General features: G+C 34.8%; 19 protein-coding genes and 1 tRNA gene. 18 read left to right on the top strand and 2 right to left on the bottom strand.

What is annotated here, in order from left to right; genetic code table 11:
* Positions 1-20 precede the first annotated feature (20 nt).
* From uvrA to IJ258_RS08485, 7 genes are all read left to right on the top strand, one after another.
* A complete protein-coding gene (uvrA, locus tag IJ258_RS08515; protein WP_292805779.1) occupies positions 21-2,906 on the top strand; it encodes an excinuclease ABC subunit UvrA in 2,886 nt (961 codons plus the stop codon).
* A gap of 197 nt (positions 2,907-3,103) precedes the next feature.
* Positions 3,104-4,603, top strand: coding sequence for a DUF2193 domain-containing protein (locus IJ258_RS08510; protein ID WP_292805776.1), 1,500 nt, complete (start codon positions 3,104-3,106; stop codon positions 4,601-4,603).
* A 9-nt stretch (positions 4,604-4,612) separates the two neighbouring features.
* A complete protein-coding gene (locus tag IJ258_RS08505; RefSeq protein ID WP_292805773.1) occupies positions 4,613-5,380 on the top strand; it encodes an MIP/aquaporin family protein in 768 nt (255 codons plus the stop codon).
* A 143-nt stretch (positions 5,381-5,523) separates the two neighbouring features.
* On the top strand, positions 5,524-6,342 hold the full coding sequence (locus IJ258_RS08500; RefSeq protein ID WP_292805883.1) for a DUF368 domain-containing protein: 819 nt from the start codon (positions 5,524-5,526) through the stop codon (positions 6,340-6,342).
* Between the two features lie 48 nt (positions 6,343-6,390).
* On the top strand, positions 6,391-8,979 hold the full coding sequence (locus tag IJ258_RS08495) for a DEAD/DEAH box helicase (RefSeq protein WP_292805771.1): 2,589 nt from the start codon (positions 6,391-6,393) through the stop codon (positions 8,977-8,979).
* Between the two features lie 7 nt (positions 8,980-8,986).
* Positions 8,987-10,585 (top strand): helicase HerA-like domain-containing protein, encoded by a 1,599-nt coding sequence (locus IJ258_RS08490; protein ID WP_292805768.1) that lies wholly within the window; start codon positions 8,987-8,989, stop codon positions 10,583-10,585.
* Between the two features lie 13 nt (positions 10,586-10,598).
* Positions 10,599-11,090 (top strand): hypothetical protein, encoded by a 492-nt coding sequence (locus tag IJ258_RS08485; RefSeq protein ID WP_292805765.1) that lies wholly within the window; start codon positions 10,599-10,601, stop codon positions 11,088-11,090.
* Here IJ258_RS08485 and IJ258_RS08480 read toward each other — a convergent pair.
* Positions 11,080-11,508: a DUF123 domain-containing protein gene (locus tag IJ258_RS08480; protein ID WP_292805880.1), complete on the bottom strand. Its 429-nt coding sequence runs from the start codon at positions 11,506-11,508 to the stop codon at positions 11,080-11,082. The two genes, IJ258_RS08485 and IJ258_RS08480, sit on opposite strands and share 11 nt — an antisense overlap.
* Positions 11,509-11,557: 49 nt before the next feature.
* On the opposite strand from IJ258_RS08480, the gene IJ258_RS08475 reads away from it, so the two are divergent.
* The 7 genes from IJ258_RS08475 (at position 11,558) to IJ258_RS08445 (ending at position 17,593) form a co-directional block, all read left to right on the top strand.
* Positions 11,558-11,971, top strand: a complete 414-nt coding sequence (locus IJ258_RS08475; protein ID WP_292805762.1) for a DUF371 domain-containing protein — start codon at positions 11,558-11,560, stop codon at positions 11,969-11,971.
* A gap of 59 nt (positions 11,972-12,030) precedes the next feature.
* Positions 12,031-12,117: transfer RNA gene (locus tag IJ258_RS08470), tRNA-Leu, on the top strand.
* Positions 12,118-12,177: 60 nt separating this feature from the next.
* Positions 12,178-13,455 carry a hypothetical protein gene (locus IJ258_RS08465; RefSeq protein ID WP_292805759.1) on the top strand — a complete coding sequence of 426 codons (1,278 nt, stop codon included), beginning with the start codon at positions 12,178-12,180 and terminating at the stop codon, positions 13,453-13,455.
* 408 nt (positions 13,456-13,863) lie between these two features.
* Entirely contained in the window at positions 13,864-14,715 is an 852-nt protein-coding gene (galU, locus tag IJ258_RS08460) for a UTP--glucose-1-phosphate uridylyltransferase GalU (RefSeq protein WP_292805756.1), read from the top strand.
* 1 nt (position 14,716) lies between these two features.
* On the top strand, positions 14,717-15,685 hold the full coding sequence (locus IJ258_RS08455; RefSeq protein WP_292805753.1) for an NAD(P)-dependent oxidoreductase: 969 nt from the start codon (positions 14,717-14,719) through the stop codon (positions 15,683-15,685).
* Positions 15,686-15,687: 2 nt separating this feature from the next.
* Positions 15,688-16,368, top strand: a complete 681-nt coding sequence (locus IJ258_RS08450; RefSeq protein ID WP_292805750.1) for a glycosyltransferase family 2 protein — start codon at positions 15,688-15,690, stop codon at positions 16,366-16,368.
* Between the two features lies 1 nt (position 16,369).
* Positions 16,370-17,593, top strand: a complete 1,224-nt coding sequence (locus tag IJ258_RS08445) for an aldo/keto reductase (protein WP_292805747.1) — start codon at positions 16,370-16,372, stop codon at positions 17,591-17,593.
* Here the strand turns inward: IJ258_RS08445 and IJ258_RS08440 are convergent.
* The gene (locus tag IJ258_RS08440; protein WP_292805744.1) at positions 17,590-17,772 is read right to left on the bottom strand and encodes a hypothetical protein; all 183 of its coding nucleotides are present in this window, start codon (positions 17,770-17,772) and stop codon (positions 17,590-17,592) included. The two genes, IJ258_RS08445 and IJ258_RS08440, sit on opposite strands and share 4 nt — an antisense overlap.
* 169 nt (positions 17,773-17,941) lie before the next feature.
* On the opposite strand from IJ258_RS08440, the gene IJ258_RS08435 reads away from it, so the two are divergent.
* From IJ258_RS08435 to IJ258_RS08420, 4 genes are all read left to right on the top strand, one after another.
* A complete protein-coding gene (locus IJ258_RS08435; protein WP_292805741.1) occupies positions 17,942-18,151 on the top strand; it encodes a TIGR04165 family Cys-rich peptide in 210 nt (69 codons plus the stop codon).
* Position 18,152: 1 nt separating this feature from the next.
* A complete protein-coding gene (locus IJ258_RS08430; protein ID WP_292805738.1) occupies positions 18,153-19,280 on the top strand; it encodes a TIGR04083 family peptide-modifying radical SAM enzyme in 1,128 nt (375 codons plus the stop codon).
* 552 nt (positions 19,281-19,832) lie between these two features.
* The gene (locus IJ258_RS08425; RefSeq protein WP_292805735.1) at positions 19,833-21,881 is read left to right on the top strand and encodes a cation-translocating P-type ATPase; all 2,049 of its coding nucleotides are present in this window, start codon (positions 19,833-19,835) and stop codon (positions 21,879-21,881) included.
* Between the two features lie 96 nt (positions 21,882-21,977).
* Positions 21,978-22,967 (top strand): ATP phosphoribosyltransferase, encoded by a 990-nt coding sequence (locus tag IJ258_RS08420; RefSeq protein WP_292805732.1) that lies wholly within the window; start codon positions 21,978-21,980, stop codon positions 22,965-22,967.
* The last annotated feature ends 25 nt before the right edge of the window (positions 22,968-22,992 follow it).

Here is a 22,992-nt window from a genome sequence, read left to right as displayed (position 1 = left end):
ATAAAATTATGGAGATTATTATGGCTAACGATGATAAAAAACAAATTGTCATAAAAGGTGCACGTGAACATAATCTACAGGATATTGATGTCAGTGTTCCTCGTGATGAATTCATAGTAATTACTGGTCTTAGTGGGTCAGGAAAGTCTTCCTTAGCTTTTGATACAATTTATGCTGAAGGACAGCGTAGATATGTCGAATCATTATCTGCTTATGCAAGACAATTTTTGGGACAGATGAAAAAGCCGGAAATGGAATCCATCGAAGGATTGTCTCCAGCTATTTCAATCGACCAGAAAACAACCCGTGAAAACCCAAGATCAACAGTAGGTACAATCACTGAAATTTATGATTATCTGAGGTTATTATTTGCAAGAATAGGTATTCCTCATTGTCCAAACTGTGGAAAAGAAATATCACAACAGACAATCGGCCAAATCGCTGAATCAATCATCGAAGAAGGTGAAGGAGTGAAAATTCAGATTTTGTCTCCTATTGTTCGTGATAAGAAAGGCCAATTCAAAGATGTTTTAGAGGATTTGAGAAACAAGGGATTCGTAAGGGTTCGTGTTGATGGTGAAATCCGTGACTTGGATGAAGACATCAGTCTTGCAAAAACCTACAGGCACAATATCGATGTAGTGGTTGACAGATTAAAAATCCGTAAGGATGTTGACTTTAAAAGAAGATTGGTCGATTCACTTGAAACTGCAGCAGAATTCACTGATGGTTTAATCACAGTTCTGTTTGACAATGGTGAAGAGTATGAGAAAAAATACTCAGAGCACTTTGCTTGTGTTGACTGTGGAATAAACTTTGAGGAGCTGACTCCAAGGATGTTTTCATTCAATGCACCGCAGGGTGCATGTCCTGAATGTAATGGTATTGGATCCAAGATGGAAATCGATCCGGATTTGGTCGTTCCCGACAAATCATTGACATTGAATGAGGGAGCAATCGTTCCATGGGCTAGTTCAGCCAAAAGGGAAAACTACTACTTCCAGATGCTCGATGCAGTATCAAAACATTTCAATTTCTCAATGGACACTCCATTCGAGGAACTTCCTAAAGAATATCAAGACATTCTTCTTTTTGGCTGTGATGAAAAAATCCCGTTCAACTTTAAAAGAAGAAATAAATCCTATATGGTTAACCGTAAGTTTGAAGGGGTAGTTCCAAGAATGCAAAGACTTTACTTTGAAACCAAATCAAGCTATTCAAGAAAATACCTTTCAAAATTCATGTCTGACAGGAAATGTTATGTCTGTGACGGTAAACGTTTAAGGCCAGAGGTATTGGCAGTTACTGTTGGTGGTAAATCAATCATCGACGTGTGTGACCTTGCAATCAAGGATTCCTATCAGTTCTTCCAGGATTTGGAATTGACTGAACGTGAAAATTTCATTGCAAAAGAAGTATTAAAAGAAATCAAGGAACGTTTAAGCTTTTTGGTTGAAGTTGGACTCGATTACTTGTCAATGTCAAGATCTTCAGGTACATTATCTGGTGGTGAGGCTCAACGTATTCGTTTAGCAACTCAAATAGGTTCAGGTCTTGTTGGAGTACTGTACATTTTGGACGAGCCAAGTATAGGTTTGCATCAAAGAGATAACATTAAACTTATTGAAGCATTAAAAAGACTTAAAGACTTGGGAAATACATTGGTTGTTGTTGAACACGACGAGGAAACCATATTGTCAGCAGACCATGTTGTTGACATTGGTCCTGGTGCCGGTGAACATGGTGGAAAGGTTGTGGCTCAGGGAACACCAATTGACATAATGAACAATCCTGATTCAATCACTGGCCAATACATTTCAAGAGTCAAAAAGATTGATATTCCAAAAGAAAGACGTCCTGGAAACGGTAATTTCATAAAAATTATCGGTGCTGAGCAGAATAATCTTAAAAACATTGATGTTGAAATACCCTTGGGCAAATTTACCTGTGTAACAGGTGTAAGCGGTTCCGGTAAAAGTAGTCTAATCAATGAAATCCTATATAAAGGTGCTCATGGTAAATTATCCAGAAAGTTCATGTTTGCAGGAAAATACAAGGAAATTGAAGGTCTTGAAAACATTGATAAGGTCATTGCAATCGACCAGAAACCGATTGGAAGAACACCAAGATCAAACCCTGCAACATATACTGGAGTGTTCACTGATATTCGTGATTTATTCGCCAATACTCCTGAATCAAAGGCAAGAGGATACAAACCGGGAAGATTCTCATTCAACGTGAAAGGGGGAAGATGTGAAGCATGTTCTGGTGATGGTATTGTTCAAATCGAAATGCACTTCCTGGCGGATGTTTACGTTCCATGTGAAGTCTGTGGAGGTAAACGTTATAATGAAGAGACATTGGATATCAGATACAAGGGTAAAAACATCTATGAGGTCTTGGAAATGACTGTTGAGGAAGCATTGGAATTCTTTGAAAACATTCCAAAAATCACCAAGAAACTCCAGACACTATATGATGTCGGATTAGGTTATATGAAGATAGGTCAGCCTGCAACAACATTGTCTGGTGGGGAAGCTCAAAGAATCAAGCTTGCTAAGGAATTATCCAGAACAAGTACTGGAAAAACATTATATATTCTTGATGAACCTACTACAGGTCTTCATTTCGCTGATATTAAAAGATTACTTGAAGTTCTTGCAAGATTGACTGATGCGGGAAATTCTGTAGTTGTTATCGAGCATAACTTGGATGTTATTAAAACCGCTGATCATATTATTGATTTAGGTCCTGAAGGAGGTGACGGAGGTGGTGAAGTTATCGCTACTGGTACTCCTGAAGAGATTGCTGAGGCTGGAACTTATACTGGTCAATTTTTGGAAAAAATGCTTGATGAAAACATCACTCCATATGCTAAAGAATTAGTGGAAGATATTGGTAAATGATATCTTCTATTTTTTAACTTTTTTTACATAATTAACTATTTTTCTAAAAATCATTTGCTAAAACTCATTTTTCTAGAATAATTTAAATAGATTTATATAACTCACTGAATAAACTTTTAATTAACGCTATTGATAGTTAAGTTTAAATACTATTGAAAAGCCTATTAATAGTACAATTATCATTTAAGGTGATAACAATGAGAGAGTTATATGAAAAAATGATTAACGAATCAATGGCTGCTCAAAAGGCAGATGTTGCAGTTATATCAGAAAACAGGTACAATGACTTTAAAATAACTGATGCAAAACCATATGCTGATGCTGTAGCAAATATGACTGCATTAGACAACCAGGCAGAATCTGTAATAAACCTACACAAGGACTCTGTAAAAAACCACTTTGAGATTTTATCTTCAATCACTGACACTTTAAAGTGTGAAGACGATCCGTTCATTGAACATTTCCAAACTCCTCCAGTTTTAGAAATTTTATGTGAAGAAGATGGTGAATTCGCAGACAGTGTAGATAAATTCATCCAAGCAATTGCTGACAATGAAGCAATCGTTGCTAAGGAATCTATCAGAAGATATGGTGGATTTTACGGACCAACCTGTGTAGTGGACTTTGCATTAATGCCTGGAAGTACAAGTAATGTTGTAAATCAGATATTGCAAAAAACAGACATTCCGGTTGCTCACAAACAAGCTATTCTTTCAGCTAAATCATGTGGTATGAACACTTCATACGGTATAGGTGATGCATTTGCTAATGCTTTGGAAGCTGGTGCAACCGCAGCAGAAGCAACTGAAAAAGAAATTGCAACACTTCAAAACATCTATAAAAACCCTATTGAAGCACAAGGGGAATTGATGGATGATGCAGATCACTCTTCATTTGATGTAAGAGATTACATGAACAAATACAAAAAAGCAATGACTGCAACTGTTAAAGCAGCAATGGATGATGGGGTACACTACGGTAACATTGTAACTGTTCCGGCATACTGTGTAGGAGATATCGGACACCACATCGGTCAGTCAACCTATAACATGTGTAAAGACGACATGACTCTTGCAATCGTTCAGGCAACTGCTGAAGTAATCGGAGCAACATTAGAATCCAACCTGGACAATTACAAATCAGAATTTGATGTACTTAAATTGGCAACAGGTTCATCTGCATGTGCAACAGAATTCATCTTGGAATTAGATGGATTTAACGCACCGATGGTAGTTGACCTATTCTCCAAAAGGTTCCACAACTTCGTACAACAATATCCAACAAGAGGAGCAGCTGCAGAACTTCACAACTGTGACTTCATGGACATGATTTACAGAGGATTCAACGCTATCAGCGGAGCCCGTAAATTCAGAGCAGGTACTGGCGGAGAACTGGCACCAAAAATCAATGGTATGACTGTTGATTTAAGTCCAATTCTTGCAAATGAAACCGTTATGAATCCACAAAGATACACTTATCCTGCATGTGCAATTACAGTAAGATTCTCATCACTCATGAGACTTGCAGATTATCCATGTCTTTTAACCTCAGAACCAATTACTGCAACAATGATGACCAATATCATTGCACTTAACAAGGAGGCACCTGGTTCACCTGTAAGAGGATGTAAAAACTGTGCTGCAGCATCACTTGTGGACAACAAACACGAATACTGCCAATGGAGAGAATCAGTATAGGAGTAAAGCATGACTTGTAATATTAGAAAAAAATTCTTTGCAGAACTATTGGGAACATTTTTCCTGGTTTTTTTCGGTACAGGTGCAGCTGTTGTAACATTATTGATTACTGATGCGGCGGGAGCTACTGGAATTGGACCTTTGGGAGGACTTGGTGACTGGATTGCTATAGCTTTGGCATTCGGTCTAACTGTAATGATATGTATTTATGTATTCGGTAAGATATCTGGTGCACACTTGAATCCTGCTGTAACCATTGGACTACTTGTAACCAAAAACATCGCTTTGGTTGACAGTATATATTATATTGTGGCACAAGTGATTGGTGCATGTTTAGGAAGTTTATGTCTTTTCCTATGTCTGGGTGCACCTGCTGTAACAATTGGTGGTTTAGGTGCAACAGCTCCTGGATTAGGTGTAAGCTACCTGCAGGCAATGTTTGCAGAATTTTTAGGAACATTCTTCCTCATGATGGTTGTAATGGGTGTAGCAGTTGATAAAAAAGCAGAACCTGGTTTTGCAGGAATATCAATTGGTATGACCGTAGCAGCAGTAATTGTAGTATTAGGTGCATTCACCGGAGCTTCAATCAACCCTGCACGTACATTTGGACCATACTTGATGGATATGTTACTTGGAGGAGCAAACCTCTGGGCATACTTCCCAATATACCTAGTCGGACCGATTTTAGGTGCAATTTGTGCAGCATTTGCATATGCATATCTTGCAAAAGACAGTGGAGTTTGCGAACTCCCACAACCATTCAACGATGAATAATTCAATTTGAATTATTCACACTTTTCTTTTTTTTAGTAACTTATTTAATAGATTTAGACAAATATTATAACAATTATTGAATAGGTGATAAATTGAATTTTAACATTAAGGAAGCTTTTTTAATATTTATTCGCGGACTTTTCATGGGGTCTGCTGATATTGTTCCAGGAGTATCTGGTGGAACAATAGCATTAATAACCGGAATCTATGGTCATTTAATCGAAGCGATTAGTAATATCAAATTCGGATTCCTAAAGCCATTAATTCATGGTGATATAAGGGGGTTCTGGAATGTATTGCTTGATGAAATCGATTTTAAATTCTTTATACCATTGATATTAGGTATTGGAGTGGCATTTCTGACATTGGCTAAAGTAGTTACCTATTGTATGGATGTTCACACTGCATTGACATTCTCATTTTTCTTGGGATTGATTCTTGCTTCAGCTGTGATTCTCTTTAAAAAAATAGAAAAAATCAGCATAAAACATATTATATTTGCAGTAATAGGATTGATATTAACTTATATCTTTGTAAGCTTAAATCCGATTTCAGGAAACCATTCCTTGATAGTACTGTTCCTCTCAGGAATGATAGCAATATGTGCAATGATTTTGCCTGGAATCTCAGGATCATTTTTACTGTTGCTTTTAGGACAATATGAATACATGTTAACTGCTTTGCATGAATTGCATTTCTCAGAAATTATAGTATTCGTTGTCGGTGCGGTAATTGGTATTTTAGGATTTTCAAAGATATTGAATTACCTTCTTAAAAACCATGAGGAAGTGACAATGGCATTTCTCATCGGTGTGATGCTGGGGTCTTTAAAGGTTCCTGCTGTAGAAATTGTCAATTCAGTAAGCCTTAATTTCGCAGGTTTGCTTCCGTGCATAATTGTTGCAATAATAGGTTTTGTACTGATTATTGTTCTTGAAACCAGATTTGATTACATAGAGTAATCAAATTTTTTTTAATATTTATTAACAATTAAATATAATATTAACATAATGCTAGTTTTAAAAAAGATTAAAAAACAGTGGAAACTATATCCAATCGGTTCACCAAAAGGTGCCTTAAATCATAAAAGAGAACCTGAATTTGTTGGAAACATTAAATTTACACATGAAGGAGACTCATTATCAATTTCAAGGTTTGTAGCTGATTATAATTTCAAGGATAACTCCACATTAAATGAAAAGCTGTTGCCTCCAGGAGAGGTTGTTAAGCTTCTGCGCTCACAGGCTGTTTTTCTTGCAACTCCGGATGAAAAAGTGGAAAAATTTTTAACATCTCTTAATATTAAGGTTAGAAGAACTCAGGTCTGTGACTACTGTGCATATGATGGAAACATCACCATCGTAAACTCTGATTATTCTTATAAATATAACAATCAGCTAATCTGTAAGGATTGTGCTCATGATACAATAAAAAATGAAATCAAGCTTCAGGGATTTGACAAAAAGATTTTCAGAAATCTTAAAAGAACATTAGAAAAAACTGGAAGTCTGGAAAAGACATTGTCAGTACTTGATCCTCATTTTGATGCCTTAAAAAATAAAAAATTGACATTATTTGACAGAACTCGAAAGCCAAGACATATCATTCCTCCTGTTGATATGAAAAGGCTTAAGATTCCAAAGAGATTCAAGAATATTCTTTTAAACTCAGGAAACACCAAATTATTGCCGGTTCAATATTTGGCAATCAAGGAGGGTTTGCTTAAGGGTGAAGACCTTTTGGTTGTAAGTGCAACAGGTTCAGGTAAAACGTTGGTTGGAGAACTTGCAGGTATAACTGAAGCCCTGAAGGGCAAGAAATTTATCTTCCTGACTCCTTTGGTTGCTCTTGCTAATCAAAAGTATAGGGATTTCAAAAGGAAATATTCGCAATTGGGACTGAAGGTATCCATTAAGGTTGGAAGAAACCGTGTAAAAGCAAAAGGTGAATTAAACCTTCCTGACAGTGATGTTTCCAATGCAGATATTGTTGTTGCAACTTATGAGGGAATCGATTATCTTTTAAGAAACGGAAATTCCTCTTCATTATCTAATTTGGGTGTTGTATTGATTGATGAAATTCACATGATTGATGATGAGGACAGAGGAACACGCCTGAACGGTTTGATAAAACGTATTAAGCATTTATATCCTAAAACTCAAATCATTGGACTTTCAGCTACAGTTAAAAATCCTGAATTTCTGGCATCTGAGTTCAACATGAAGCTGGTCAAATATGATGAGCGTCCTGTTCCGCTTGAAAGGCACCTGGTTTATGTAAGAAACGAATCCCAAAAACGATTCTTGATGCTTAAACTGGTTCAAAAGGAATATAATACAAAATCCAAGAAGGGGTATCGTGGACAGACTATTATCTTTACTAATTCTCGTCGTAAAACTCATCAGATTGCAAATTATTTAACTAATAAACGAGTTAAAGCTGCGGCATATCATGCAGGATTGTCATATTATAAAAAGGAAAAGATTGAAAAGGATTTTGATAAGGGTAAGATTTCATGTGTTGTAACCACAGCCGCTCTTGCTGCAGGTGTTGATTTTCCGGCTTCACAGGTAATATTTGACTCACTGGTTATGGGAAACAAGTGGATTAATCCAAATGAGTTTTCACAGATGCTTGGTCGTGCAGGAAGACCTTCTTATCATGACAGAGGTATTGTTTATCTTTTACCTGAAGTTGGAAATGATTTTGCCGGAGAATCCGAAGAGGCAATGGCATTGGAACTTTTAGAAAGCAACAGCGAAGATGTCTATATTGAATATGATGAAGAATCTGCATATGAGCAGATATTGGCGGATATTTCTTCAACTTCTATTCAGTCCAATAATGAATTGAATAAATTTTATAAAAACATTGATGTTCCGATAAGCATTAAAATAGCTGCTGATGAAATGGAAGATTTGGGATTGATTAACAGGGTGGCAAATAAACTGGAAGTTACCAGATATGGAAGAGCTACTTCTGTGTCATTTCTGTCAATTGATGAAGCGGAATTCATTAAAAATACCTTAAATGACAGAAATTATCTCAAACATTATGTCGGACATTCTCCGATGTATAAGAAAAAGGACAAGTATGACAAGCTTAAGGTTTTAATTCTTGCAATGGCACTGGACTTGGAAATGTTTGAAAATGCATATCTTTCAAGCGTTATTCATAATCAAATTGCCAATGCACTGAAAATCAAGTTTTCAACAAGGCTTTTTGCAGAATCCACATTGGATATTATTTCCTCGGGAGAAGCCATTGACAAGCTGGATAAGAAATTCCAGGATGCATTGATTGCACTTCAAAGTGATTTCATGCAGTGCAGGTGTCAGGAAAGACCGTTCTGTCAGTGCATGCAGAGGGGAATCTCGGAAGTGATAGTTCATGAGAGACTGAAGGGAAAGGATCCTCAGGACATTTCCACAAAATTATTCCGTAAATATCAAATACAGGTCTATCCGGGAGACATTTTCTCATGGCTGGATAACTTTGTCAAAAACCTTGATGCAATTAAAAGAATTGCCCATGCTTATAATAAAAATAATATAGTTAAAAAGACTAATTACTTAATTAAGAAAATAGAAAATGGATGAGTCAAAAATGTTTGCTGAAGACAAAATACTAATCGGTTGTAATGAAAGCACTGAAGTGTCATTATTGCCTAAACTGGCTAACCGTCATGGTTTAATAGCAGGTGCAACAGGAACTGGAAAAACAATTACATTAAAAATCTTAGCTGAATCATTTTCAGATATGGGCGTGCCGGTATTTTTAGCTGATATGAAAGGTGATATTTCAGGGCTTGCAAAAATTGGTTCTGAAACAGAAAAAATAAAAACAAATGTTGAAAAATATGATTTGGCCTCAAAAGGATTCAAGTATCAGGCATATCCTGTAGAATTTTGGGATTTATATGGTGAGAAAGGACTTCCTGTAAGGATAACATTATCAGAAATGGGTCCGACATTGCTATCTAAAATCCTGAATCTGTCAGAAGCACAGCAAGGTGTTTTAAACATTGTATTTAAGGTTGCAGATGAGGAATCATTACTGATAATTGATATGAAAGACTTAAAGTCAATGATTAATCATGTGGTTGAAAATAAGGCACAGTATGAAAGTCAATATGGTGCAATTGCTGAAAAATCAGCAAATACAATTTTAAGAAGTTTAATTACTCTAGAAGATCAGGGGGGAAATGATTTCTTCGGCGAACCGGCATTGTCTTTGGATGATTTCATGAAAGTGGATGATAATGGAAAAGGAATCATCAATGTATTGGATGCTCAAAAATTATCCCTGTCCCCTGAAATTTACTCTTCATTCTTACTTTGGATGTTATCAAATCTTTATCAGAACTTGCCTGAAGTGGGAGACATGGACAAACCTAAATTTGTGTTCTTCTTTGATGAAGCACACTTACTGTTTGATGACATGTCACCGGAATTCGGCAAGAAAATAGAACAAATCGTAAGGTTAATCCGTTCAAAAGGAGTAGGTCTATACTTTATATCTCAATCTCCTGCAGATATTCCTGATGAAATATTGGCGCAATTGGGAAATCGTGTACAACATGCACTTCATGCATACACACCTAAAGACCAAAAGGCGGTTAAAGTCGCTGCTGAAACCTTCAGACCAAACCCTGAATTTGATACTGCAAGTGTCATATCAGAATTGGGAATAGGTCAGGCTCTGGTATCAGTTCTTGAAGAAGGTGGAGTGCCAGGTGTTGTTCAAAAGGTAGATATTGTACCTCCTCAAAGTTACATTGGAGCTATTGATGATTCAATGAGAACTGAACTTATTAATCTTTCAGAATTAAAGCCTAAATACTGGGATGCAGTCGATGGTCTTTCAGCATATGAGATGCTGCTTGAAAAGATTGATTCAAATCCTAATGTTGAAAGTGAAGTTCCTCAGGTTGATAAGGAAATTATTGAAGAAGCAAAAGTTGAAGTTCAAAAAACAGAGCCGGTCTCTCAAGAGCCTGCGCAGCCTCAGCAGAATGTAGCTGCTGATGTTATTGGAGGTATTTTAGGCACTGTTTTAGGAGGTCAACAACCTGCAAGCGGTAAGAAGACAAAAAAATCTGCTCAACAGAAAGCTGTTGAAAAAGCAGCTTCACAGGCAATGAATACTGCTGCCCGTGAAGTCACCAAAGGAATCATGAGAGGTATCTTTGGACAAATGAAATAAAAAAGGTGGTTAAATGGCACATCCACATAAAGACGCTATAGCAAAAAAAGACGCTCCCGCATTAATCGGGATAATAGAAGAATCAAAAAATACATATATACGCAAAAACTTAAGTATGCATTTACATGACAGTGAAATAAAACTGTTAAGAAATGTAAAAAAACATACCAAACCACATCACGCTAAAATTCGTGTAAATCAATTCGAAAAGGCTGAAAAGACAGATCTGTTCAATTTACATTTGGAATTGTATTTGAAAAAATATCAAAAATTGGAATCAAAAGGTTTAATTAAAATCGATTTGGAACCTGAAAACGGTCTTCCTTATGATTGCAGTTTAACAGGTCGTGGTCAGGAAGTATTGACTGAAATATGCTATCTTGAACATGATTGGGCTGATGAAGTTGGTATCAGCAAAGAAGATAATGAGCTTTTAAAAAGATTGGCTTTAGATTCTTTTGAAATAACTTATAATCATAAGAAAAAACAGGGATTTATATTTTAAAGAATTCATAATCCATAGCTATTGAATCATAAGCGTTTTTAATGGATTCAATAGCTTTTTTTCTATTTTTAAAGTAGTATAAATGGCTATTGCAGTTACAGTCGCTGCAACCAAAATCACTAATATAAGATGCTTGAGCTTCCAGATATTTTGACAGATTACATTCTACTTTTTTGGCAGAAACATTATATATTATCTTAACGATTCTTGCATTATCATTTTTCAAAAGGTAATCTACATGCCAGTGCATCTTTTTTTCATTGCTTAAATGTCGTTTCAGCCGAGATTCTAGCGAATTCATGGCTGATCCAACATAAACATAATTACCCTTCTTGAACTCAATTTCACCCAGTTTCTTGCCTATTTTTATTTTTGTTTTCCTTTCAACATGAATGATTAAACAGTAGCATCCTTTCATTTTAGCACTTTGCAAAAATTTTATTAATTTTTTCAGTCTAAATATATTTATGATTTTCAAACTTAAATGTAAGGGTCATGAAAATGTCTCTTCACTTCACAAATCCACATTTGAAGTTACCAAGGATGCTGAAATTGGACCTGCAGCAGATTGTATTATAGGAACTGGTGCAGATAATTCCATGCTTGACTTTTCCGATGAATTTAAATCAAAATTGGCTGATTCAAATACTAAAGTAACTGTAATTTTGAATACAGAAAATGGCCATGATGAAATCACAGGTTTTGGACATGAGGATTTGACCTTGACTCATCCGACTGATATTGTCTGCAGAAAAAGCGATTATACCTGTTCACGTACACTGATGATTAAGGCGGATAAGGCAGCAAAAGATCTTGACAGTAACTTGATTGAAGATTTAAAAAATGAAAAAATCATGGAAGTTACTATAAAATTATCTTAAAATCGTTAAGTATATATAAGTTAATAAACATACTTTTTAATAACTACTTTTGTTTTTATGCGGGGGTGGTCGAGCGGTCAAAGGCGCTAGGTTGAGGGCCTAGTGGGTCAGTCCCTTCGCGGGTTCAAGTCCCGTCCCCCGCACCATTTATATAAAATTATTTTTAAGTTAAGTTTATATTACTATATTTCACATATCTTTTTAACATGTTTATACATAGAAATCATTTAATCTTATTTGTGATTTTATTTTCAAGTTTTATTTTAATATCTTCAGTTAGTGCCTCACAACTGAATGACACTTTTTTAACAGAATATGGCGAAAATATTCTTAATAATGATTCTATTCAACAGGAATGCTCTTTTAAAGATTTATCTATACAAATTAACGAAACACCTGAAAATCAAACATTGACATTAAAAAATGATTATAAATATGTTAATGAGGATATTCATGGGATAGTGATTTCAAAATCTATAACAATCGATGGAGCAGGTCATACTATCGATGCAAACCATTCATCAAGAATTTTCAATATAACTGCAGATAATGTTGTATTGAAAAATATCAATTTTGTAAATGGAAATGCATTTGGAAAATACTATTCAAGCGATGTGGGTGGTGGAGCAATATATTGGAGCGGTTCAAATGGCCTGGTTAAAAATTGCAACTTCACTAACAACACTGGAAGCGACATTGAAGACGATCCGTTTGAAAATGAAGAAACTATTGAATCGCAGGATGGTCTTATCATTCATGTCATTCGCCCAAGGCCTATGGGGGCCCGTATAAATGAAGGCGGTGCTATTTCATGGAGAGGAGAAAACGGTACAGTAACTGAATGTATTTTTATAAATAATCATGTCGGATATCCTGATGGCGGAGGGGCAATTTGTTGGAGAGGATTAAACGGTAAAATATTAAACTCAATATTTTTAGACAATGGTGCATGGGTCGGCTCTGCTGTGGAATGGAGAGGAGACAATGGAATGATATCATCATCCAAATTCAAAAATTCAGGCTTAACCGACAATGGGATAATATGGTCTGGAAATAATGGGACAGTTAAAAATTCAATTTTGATTTCTTCTGATAACCGAGGGGTAATTAGCAGATATTCCAATGAGTTATGTGCTGATTTTAACTATTGGGGTGATGATATTTCAAATCCAAATCAATATCTAAAACCTGATAATGTTAATTACTGGTATGTTAGCACTAAAAAAGATATTCCATTTGAAGAATTGGCATTGGACAACTCATTTGTACTTGTAAAGCTTATTCCTGAAATTAGTCCGAAAATCATTTCTAAAAACTTAAAGATTTATTATAAGTCAAATAATCGGTTTAAAGTTCAGGTCTTTGATAATTCCGGAAGAATTGCCCAGTATCAGGAGGTTACATTTAACATCAATAATCATGAATATCATGCAATAACTGATGTTAATGGTTGTGCTTTCTTAAAAATTAAGGAAAAACCATGAAAATACACTATTTTCTCACAATATCAAAATATTATTGTTAAAAATAAAATTACAATAAAATCAACTTTAATAACTAAAAATCTAGTTAAAAAAGTTAAAAAATCTGTAATATTCAAAGTTAAAGTTTTAAATTCCAATGGAAAAGCCTTCAAAAAACAAACAGTCAAAGTAAAATTTAAAGGAAAAACATATAAAATTAAAACAAATAAACTTGGAATTGCCACATTTAAAATTCCAAAAAATCTAAAAATTGGAAAATACATAATCAAAACAACTTATAATGGTTTAACAAATTCCAACAAAATTATAGTTAAAAAATAACTATAATTCACTTCTTTTTTATTAATAACCTATTTATAAGTAGTTAAACTAATAATTATATATAACATAAATTTAAAGGTGATAGATATGAAAGCCGTAATTCCAGCAGCAGGTTTTGGAACAAGATTTTTACCTGCTACTAAAGCGCAACCTAAAGAAATGTTGCCAGTTTATGACAAGCCAACAATTCAATATGTTATCGAAGAAGCTGTAGCTTCCGGGATAGATGATATTTTGATTGTAACCGGTAGAAATAAGAGATCCATTGAAGATCATTTTGACAAGTCCTTTGAACTTGAACATACCCTACATAATGCCGGCAAATATAAAAGCCTCAAACAGGTTCGTGCAATCACAGATTTGGCCGACATTTGCTATGTGAGACAAAAAGAACAGAAAGGTCTCGGAGATGCAATTTACTGTGCTAAAAAGCATGTCGGAGGAGAACCGTTTGCCGTACTTTTAGGGGATTCAATCACTAAAGGACCAACTCCATGCACAAAACAGTTGATTGATGTTTATGAAAAATATGATTCATCAGCAATTTCCCTTGAAGCGGTTCCTAAAGAAAAAGTTGAAAGATATGGTATTATTAAAGGAACTGAAGTTGAAAGCAATGTTTATAATATTGAAAAACTTGTTGAAAAACCATTGGCTCATCAAGCACCATCCAATCTAGCCATTATGGGAAGATATGTATTGACACCTGATATCTTTGATAAAATCGATGAAACAGAGCCTGGTGTTGGTGGTGAAATTCAGCTAACAGACGCACTTCAAAAATTGGATGCAATTTATGGGGTGACCTTTGAGGGAAAAACCTATGATATAGGAAACAGATTCGAATGGCTGAAAACATCTATCGAATTTGCATTGGAAGATCCTGAATATAAAGATGATTTGGTCGAGTATATGGAAGAAATGATTAAAGAGGCATAATATGGAAACTCAAAGAATTTTAGTCACTGGCGGAAGCGGATTTATCGGAACCAACCTTTGCAATGAGCTTAGAAGCAGAGGCCATGAAGTTTTAGCAGTGGATTTATTGCACCATGAGGGGGAAGCCGATTTATATTCAGATTCCTATTCTGATTATGTTAGGGGAGATGTTAGAAGCTATCGTCAAATGGAAAGAATTTTTGATGATAATGATAAATTTGATTATGTTTACCATCTTGCAGCGGAATATGGAAGATGGAACGGTGAAGGATACTATGAAAAACTCTGGCAAACCAATGTAATCGGTCTTAAAAACATGATTAGACTGCAAGAAAAACTGGACTTCAGAATGATTTCATTTTCATCTGCAGAAGTATATGGCGACTATGAGGGAATAATGAGTGAAGACGTAATGGAAAATATTCCTATTTCTCAAACTTATCAAATGAATGACTATGCTATTTCTAAATGGGCAGGTGAGCTCATGTGCATGAATTCAGCTACAATGTTTGGAACAGAAACAGTACGTGTAAGACCGGTTAACTGTTACGGTCCTCATGAGGCATACTCACCATATAAAGGTTTCATTCCAATCTTCATTTATAAAGCTTTACATGGACTTCCTTACTCTGTTCATATGGGTCACAAAAGGATTATCGATTATGTTGAGGATACCGTAAGGACTTTTGCCAATATTGTTGATAATTTCATCCCCGGAGAAGTTTACAATGTAGGCAGTAAACAGGAATGGGAAAGGGACATTAAGCAGTATTCCGATATGGTTCTGGATGCTGTGGGAGTTGATGATTCACTGGTTACCTACACTCCTGCTGAAGAATTCACTACAAAAGTAAAGACTATTGACTTTTCAAAAGCTATTCGTGATTTAAAACATGATCCTCAAGTTCCACCTGAAGAAGGTATTAAAAGAACTGTTGAATGGATGAAAGATTATTATAGAATAGAATAGATATGAAATCTATTGTTATTGTTCCTGCACTAAATGAGGAAGCGGCCATTGGGCAAATTGTTGAAAAATCATTAAAATATGTTGATGATGTTCTTGTCATTGACGATGGAAGCAGTGACAACACTTCTATAATTGCCGAAAAATCTGGTGCAAGGGTAATTAAACATCCGACCAACTTGGGGAAGGGAGTTTCACTTAAGGATGCCTTCAGTGAAGTTTCAGGATATGATATTGTTGTAACAATTGACGGTGACGGTCAGCACAATCCTGATGAAATACCTGAACTGATAAATCCTATCAAAGAAAGTCAGGCAGATTTAGTGAATGGCAGCAGATATTTGGATGGCTTTGATGAGGAAACACCTGCATACAGGCGTGTCGGTCAAAGAGTATTGGATATTGCAACAAATATCACTTCCGGCACTCATGTTACTGATTCTCAAAGTGGATTTAGGGCATTCAATGGAAACACCATTAAATATTACAGATTTAGGGATACTGGTTTTGGTATAGAAAGTGAAATGCTTGCTGATGCGGCTGAACATGATTTAAAGATAATGGAAGTTCCAATCACAGTTCGTTATGATGTTGAAAATTCCTCAACTAAAGGACCTATAACTCATGGTGTTGGAGTTTTAATGAAAATTGTAATAGATAAGATTATCAGAACACTAAGACGATAATATGCAAAACAGATTAATCAAAAAAACAGGCGACGAAGTTTCTCCATTGGGTTTTGGAGCAATGAGGTTGCCTTTAAAGAACGGTAAAATCGACAGACAGAAAGCAACCGAACAAATCTATTATGCTATTGATAATGGAGTTAACTTTATTGACACTGCTTATTTATATGGTGATAGTGAGAAGTTTTTAGGAGAAATCCTAAAGGGGGAGTATAAGGACAAAGTTAAAATCTGCACAAAACTGCCTTCAATCAATGTCAGAAAGTATGAAGATATGGAATATTATCTGAATGAACAGTTAAAAAGGCTTCAAAGGGATTCGATTGATTATTATCTTATTCATTCAGTGGATTTGAAAACTGTTAACAGATTACTCAAAAAAGGACTGATTGAGTTTTTAAATAAGGCTAAAAGTGAAGGCAAAATTAAACATGTGGGCTTTTCATATCATGGTGTTAAAGAGGAGTTTGACCTCTTGATTGATGGTTATGACTGGGACGTTGTGATGGTTCAGTATAACTACTTTGATGAAAACGTTCAGGCCCGTACCGATGGAATTGAATATGCAGCTTCAAAGGGCATGGGCGTTTTTGTAATGGAGCCTTTAAAGGGAGGAATTCTTGCAGGAAAAATGCCTAGTGATGCTGAAGAAATATTTAAAAAGGCTGATTCTAATAAAACTACTGCACAATGGGCTCTTCAATGGGTTTTAAACAATCGAAATGTGAGTTGTGTATTTTCTGGAATGAATTCGATCGAGCAGATAAAGGACAATATTGAAATCGCAGATAAAACATCTCCAATGTCAATGACTTTTGAAGAGTTGGAAACCGTAGAACTGGTTAAAAGGGTAATGAGAAATGCCTTAAGGATTAACTGTTCAACCTGTGGATATTGTATGCCTTGTCCTAGGGGAGTAAATATTCCTGAATGTCTAAAAATATACAATGAAAAATATCTGTTTAATCATAAAGGATTTATGAATCCTTCTTTTTTTGATTATTATCAGTATGTTGGCGGAATTATGGGAAAAGCGGGCAATGCCGGTTTGTGCAATGGCTGTGGAAAATGCCTAAGAAAATGCCCTCAAAAATTGGATATTGTTTCAGAGCTTAAAAAAGTAAAAAAAGAGTTTGAAATACCTGCAATGAGGTATGTATTACCTATTGCTAAAAATATTGGTATTCCAATCTATAAACAAATTGTTAAAATTCTAAATCGTTAATTGTATCTTAAGTTAAGATACAATTTGATTCTTATTTTGTCTTCTATTTTCAACCATTTTTGTGATAATCTAACATCAAAACTATCATTCCATAGGTTATGTCTGATTTTTTCAGAGATTTCTGTAAATATTTTGTTATTTCTCTGCTTGGTAAAGTACTCATAGTAGTCATATGGCATCTCAATCACTTTAAATAATTTTTTATTAATATTATATGGTTTATATGATATTTAAAGCTTGTTGAAGTCACTTTGAAAAATTGCAGTCATTGAAACATCTTATTTAAACTTTTCTATTAACTATACAGTTATATACTTCAAAAACAGAAATATTAACTAAGGTGAAAAAATGAAATTTGAAGAATTGATTGCTCCATGTCCTAAATGTGGTTCAAAAGATAAAATCGCTCACAGAAAAATGTTAGACAATCATAGGGCGCATGCTGAAATGGATACTGTAAAATGTGAAGAATGCGGTTACATATTCTTTGTAAATGAAAATATGGATCCGGATGAGAAAAAACAATTATTAAACGAATTAAATAAGATACACGGTTAAAATGACATTTCATGTAATGATTATCCCTACTTTAAACTGTCCGTCAAATTGCAAATATTGTTGGGGTTCTGAAAATAAAAAAGAAATGATGGATTTGGAAATAATTGACCAGTTAATTTACTGGTTAAGTGATTTTAGAGATGATAAAGTTCATTTCACTTTCCATGGTGGGGAACCGTTACTTGCAGGTTATGATTTTTATAAAGAGGCTCTTGAAAAACTGTCAAAATTACCTAATCTTGAAGGATTCTCACTTCAAAGTAATATTTGGCTTTTAACAGATGAACTGATTGACTTATTTTTAAAATATAATGTTGTTGTAAGTACAAGTATTGACGGACCTAAAAAAATCAATGATTTCCAGAGAGGTGAGGGCTACTTTGACAAGACAATGTCCAAATTCCGATTGGCTAAGGATAAGGGTCTTATAATCAATTTTGTTTTGACTGTAACTGATTACTCCAAAGATTTCTCAGATGAACTGTATGATTTCTTTAAAAATGAAAAGATGAATCTGAAGATTCATGCAGCTCTTCCTTCTTTAAGGGGAGACAATGCAGATCCTTGGGCGCTTGATCAGGAAGAACATGGCAAATTGCTTGTTGAATGGTTGGACAAATATCTTTATGACTTGGATAAATTCACAGTAATGGATTTGGACCATATCTGCAAAAGCTCATTGAGAAGAAGAGGAACTCTTTGCACATTTGCCGACTGTATAGGAACAACTTTGGCTGTCGGTTTTGATGGTTCTATTTATCCATGTTACAGATTTGTTGGTATGGATGAGTATGTTTTGGGTAATGTTTCTCAAAATCCAAGTTTTGATGATTTGAAATCTTCTGATGCATGGGCAAAGCTCATGGAATTTAGGCAGTATGTTGATGAAAATTGTAAGAAATGCCGACATGTGAAATACTGTGAAGGAGGATGTCCTTACAATGCGATTGTTGCATATCAAACTCCAAAAGCTGTTGATCCTCAATGTACAGCTTATAAAATGATTTTTGATGAAGTTTCAAAAAGAATGAATAAGGAATTTGCAAAATCAGCATTTGGATTGGGTGCTCCTGCACCTAAAAAAGAAGGTGATCCATTCAGTATAATGGATTTGGCCATGAAACATTAGTGATTAATATGGATGAAGATATTTTGGAAATGTTGTCTGATTTGGAGCATGTTCAATGGTGTAAATGATCCCAATCAGTTTCAAAAGAAATATCTTTATTGCTTGATATTTTAGATAAATTTAATGATGATTTATCTGAACACGATTTATTGACTGTTTCTAATATAAAAGATAAATTAAATCAGTGGAACGAATTATGGGTTGATTATTCTCAGTTATCTGAACAATAAAAGGAGAAAGACCGTGCATATGCCCGTAAGGTTTTAGCTATTTTTGATGAAAAAATCTAATTATTTTTTTGAGTAATACTTACTATATAAATGAATTTAAAAAAAGTAATAACTTTATATATTTCTTAGTATAAATTAATTAATAGTAATACTTAGTATTTAAATGAATTGAAAAAAAGTAATACTTTTTGGCTGTGAGTAATTACTGAATCATTAGTTTTTTTAAAAGTTTCTATTTTTGGGGGAGACTTTTAAAAAATTTTTAAGTAATACTTGGTATTTAAATGAATTGAAAAAAAGTAATACTTAGAAGGTGTATAAAGTGATAGATGAAATAACAGATTTCTTATTTGGATTAAAAATGACAATTATTTCAGGTATATTTCTGTTGATTGCAATTATTTTCATGATTTTTGGAATAAAAGTACCTACCTATCTGGATCCAGCATGGGGAACAGTGATAATAAGTGGTATTCCAATGTTGCTTTTAGCTTTAACAAGACTGATTCGTGAAAAATGGATTTCTTCTGCATTGCTCATTGCAATTGCTATGGTGGCATCACTTTTAATTGGCGAAATATTCGCAGCCGGAGAAGTTGCTTGGATTATGGCATTGGGAGCACTTCTTGAGGATTGGACAGTTGAAAGAGCTAAAAAAGGTTTAAGAAATCTAATTAATTTAACTCCTCAAACAGGAAGAAGAATTTTAAATGGTGTTGAGGAAATTGTACCTGTTGATGCAATAAAAATAGGTGATACATTAAGGATACTTCCTGGTGAAAGTGTACCTGTGGATGGTGAAATAATAAATGGTACAAGTTCCCTTGACCAATCAATCATGACTGGAGAATCTTTACCAATTGATAAGGAAGTTGGAGATGAAGTATTTTGTGGAACCATGAATATGTATGGTGCAATTGATATTAAGGCAACCAGTTTGGGTGAAAACTCTTCACTTCAAAAATTAATCGATCTTGTAAAGGCAGCTGATGAAAAACAGGCGCCGACACAAAGAATTGCTGATAAATGGGCTACTTGGCTGGTTCCGGTTGCACTGATAATTGCAATTGTGGCATGGCTTGTTACAGGAAATATTGAAAGAGGAGTTACTGTTTTGGTTGTTTTCTGTCCATGTGCATTGATATTGGCTACTCCAACTGCAATCATGGCTGCTATAGGTCAGGCAACAAAATACGGAGTATTGATTAAATCCGGTGAGGCACTTGAAACTTTGGGCGGTTTAAATACTTTGGTATTTGATAAGACCGGAACTTTAACTTACGGTAATTTAGAAGTTTCTGATGTTATCTCCGTTAAAGATGATATCAGTGAGCTTGATTTGGTTAAACTCACTGCATCCTGTGAAAAATTAAGTGAGCATCCATTGGCTAAGGCTATTGTCAATAATGCAATTGAAGCTGAAATTGATATTGAAGAACCACAAGACTTTAAGATGTATCCTGGAAAAGGTGTTGCATGTAAAAATTCTTATGGTCAGGTATATGCAGGAAACTCCAAATTCTTATATGAAAATGATATTGATGTAAATGTTGACAGTTACTTGGACAAACTGAAACATGAAGGAAAAGCTTCAATAATCGTTGCATTAAATGATGAAGTCATCGGTTTGATTGGTTTATCTGATGTGATTCGTGAAGATTCCAAAAGCATGATTCAAAGTTTACATGATTTGGATACTGAAACTATACTGCTCACAGGAGATAACACAGAAACTGCTAATTACTTTGCATCACAAGTTGGAATAGGTAAAGTCTACGGTAATCTATTGCCACAGGAAAAGCTTGACTGGATTGAAAAACTCAAAAACGAAGGCAAGAAGGTCTGTATGATTGGTGATGGTGTAAATGATGCACCTGCACTTAAAACTGCTGACGTTAGTGTGGCAATGGGATCTGTTGGAAGTGATGTTGCAATCGAGGCAGCAGACATTGCACTTTTAGGTGATGACATCGGTAAGATACCATACCTCAAAAAACTGTCAAACTCAACATTATTCACAATCAAGGCAAACATTGCTATTTCAATGACAATCAATGCTGTAGCTATTGTCTGTTCTGTACTGGGACTGCTTAATCCTGTAACAGGAGCAATCGTTCACAATGCAGGATCATGTCTTGTTGTTTTAAATGCAGCTTTATTATATGACAGACACTTTGACGATTCAATCAAAAAGGTCGACACTGAAAATGTGGAACATTCACATTACCACTTCCACAACGACGGAGAACACACTCATTCTCACGAAGGTGTCGAAATCCTTGATGAGATTGAAACCGAAAACGGCGTAAAACATATGCATGCCCACAAACATGCATTGTCAAGACAAAGTTGTGAACCATATCACAATTAACTTTTTTTATTTTTTGTTAAATTTTTATTACTATTTTTTTTAAATTTTTCACAATAATTAAATATTAATTTGAATAATGTTAATGTAGGTATTAGTATGAATGGAAAAATAATTTTAGGGCTTCCAAAGGGAAGTTTGAATAATGTAAATAGAGGAAATACTCATCAATTGTTTGTTGATGCAGGTTATGAAGTAAGAGGTTACGAACCGGGTAACGAATCTTATGAAATTAATATTTTAAATGATGATGACATCGTTGCATTCTTGACCCGTCCGCAATCCACACCAGTTGAGTTAAACCGTGGAATGGTGGATATTGCAATTGTTGGAGAAGATTGGATTAAGGAAGAATCAGTTTTAAGGGAAACCAATACAGTCAAAATAGGCGATTTGGACTATGGTCAAACACGTTTGATTGTTGCTGTTCCTAATGATTCACCATATAACAGTTTATCTGATTTATTCAGAGCCAATAAAGATAGAAAAACTCCAATTTTATGTTTCACTGAATATCCTAATTTAACTAGAAAGTTTATCATGGAAAATGAAGTATATCAGGAACTTTACGGTGATTCCGTACCCTTCGTTCAGGTCAGAGGTCTGACTGACGGTGACAATGAAATGGTGCAGGTTATCAACTCTGATGGTGCTACAGAAGTGTATATTGCTAAAGGGGCTGATTTGATTGTTGACAATACTCAAACCGGCAGTAGCTTAAGAAAAGCAGGATTAAAAGAAATCGAAACAATTCTACATTCTTCAGCAGGCCTTTATGCAGGTGTAAGCTGTACTGGTGAGAAACTGGATAAGGCTAAAATGATTTATGAACAGTTGTTTGGTGCAATAACAGCTAAAAAATACTTCGACGTTAAGTTCAACATCGCTAACGATAAAATTGATGATGTTTCTAATTACTTAATCGATAATAAGCTATGTGCTGATGAGCCTACAATTACTCCGGGTTCTGATTTCTCACAAATCAACGTTTTGATTCCTAAGGCAAAATTCCCTGAAATGGTTGATGCCATTAAAGGATTTGATGCTACTTCAATAATTAGAAATGATTTAAAACAGTTAATTGAATAATCATTTCTTTCATTTTCTTTTTTTT

The organism is Methanobrevibacter sp. (assembly GCF_017468685.1).
Lineage (GTDB): Archaea > Methanobacteriota > Methanobacteria > Methanobacteriales > Methanobacteriaceae > Methanocatella.
This window is presented reverse-complemented; position numbering and strand designations above follow the sequence as displayed.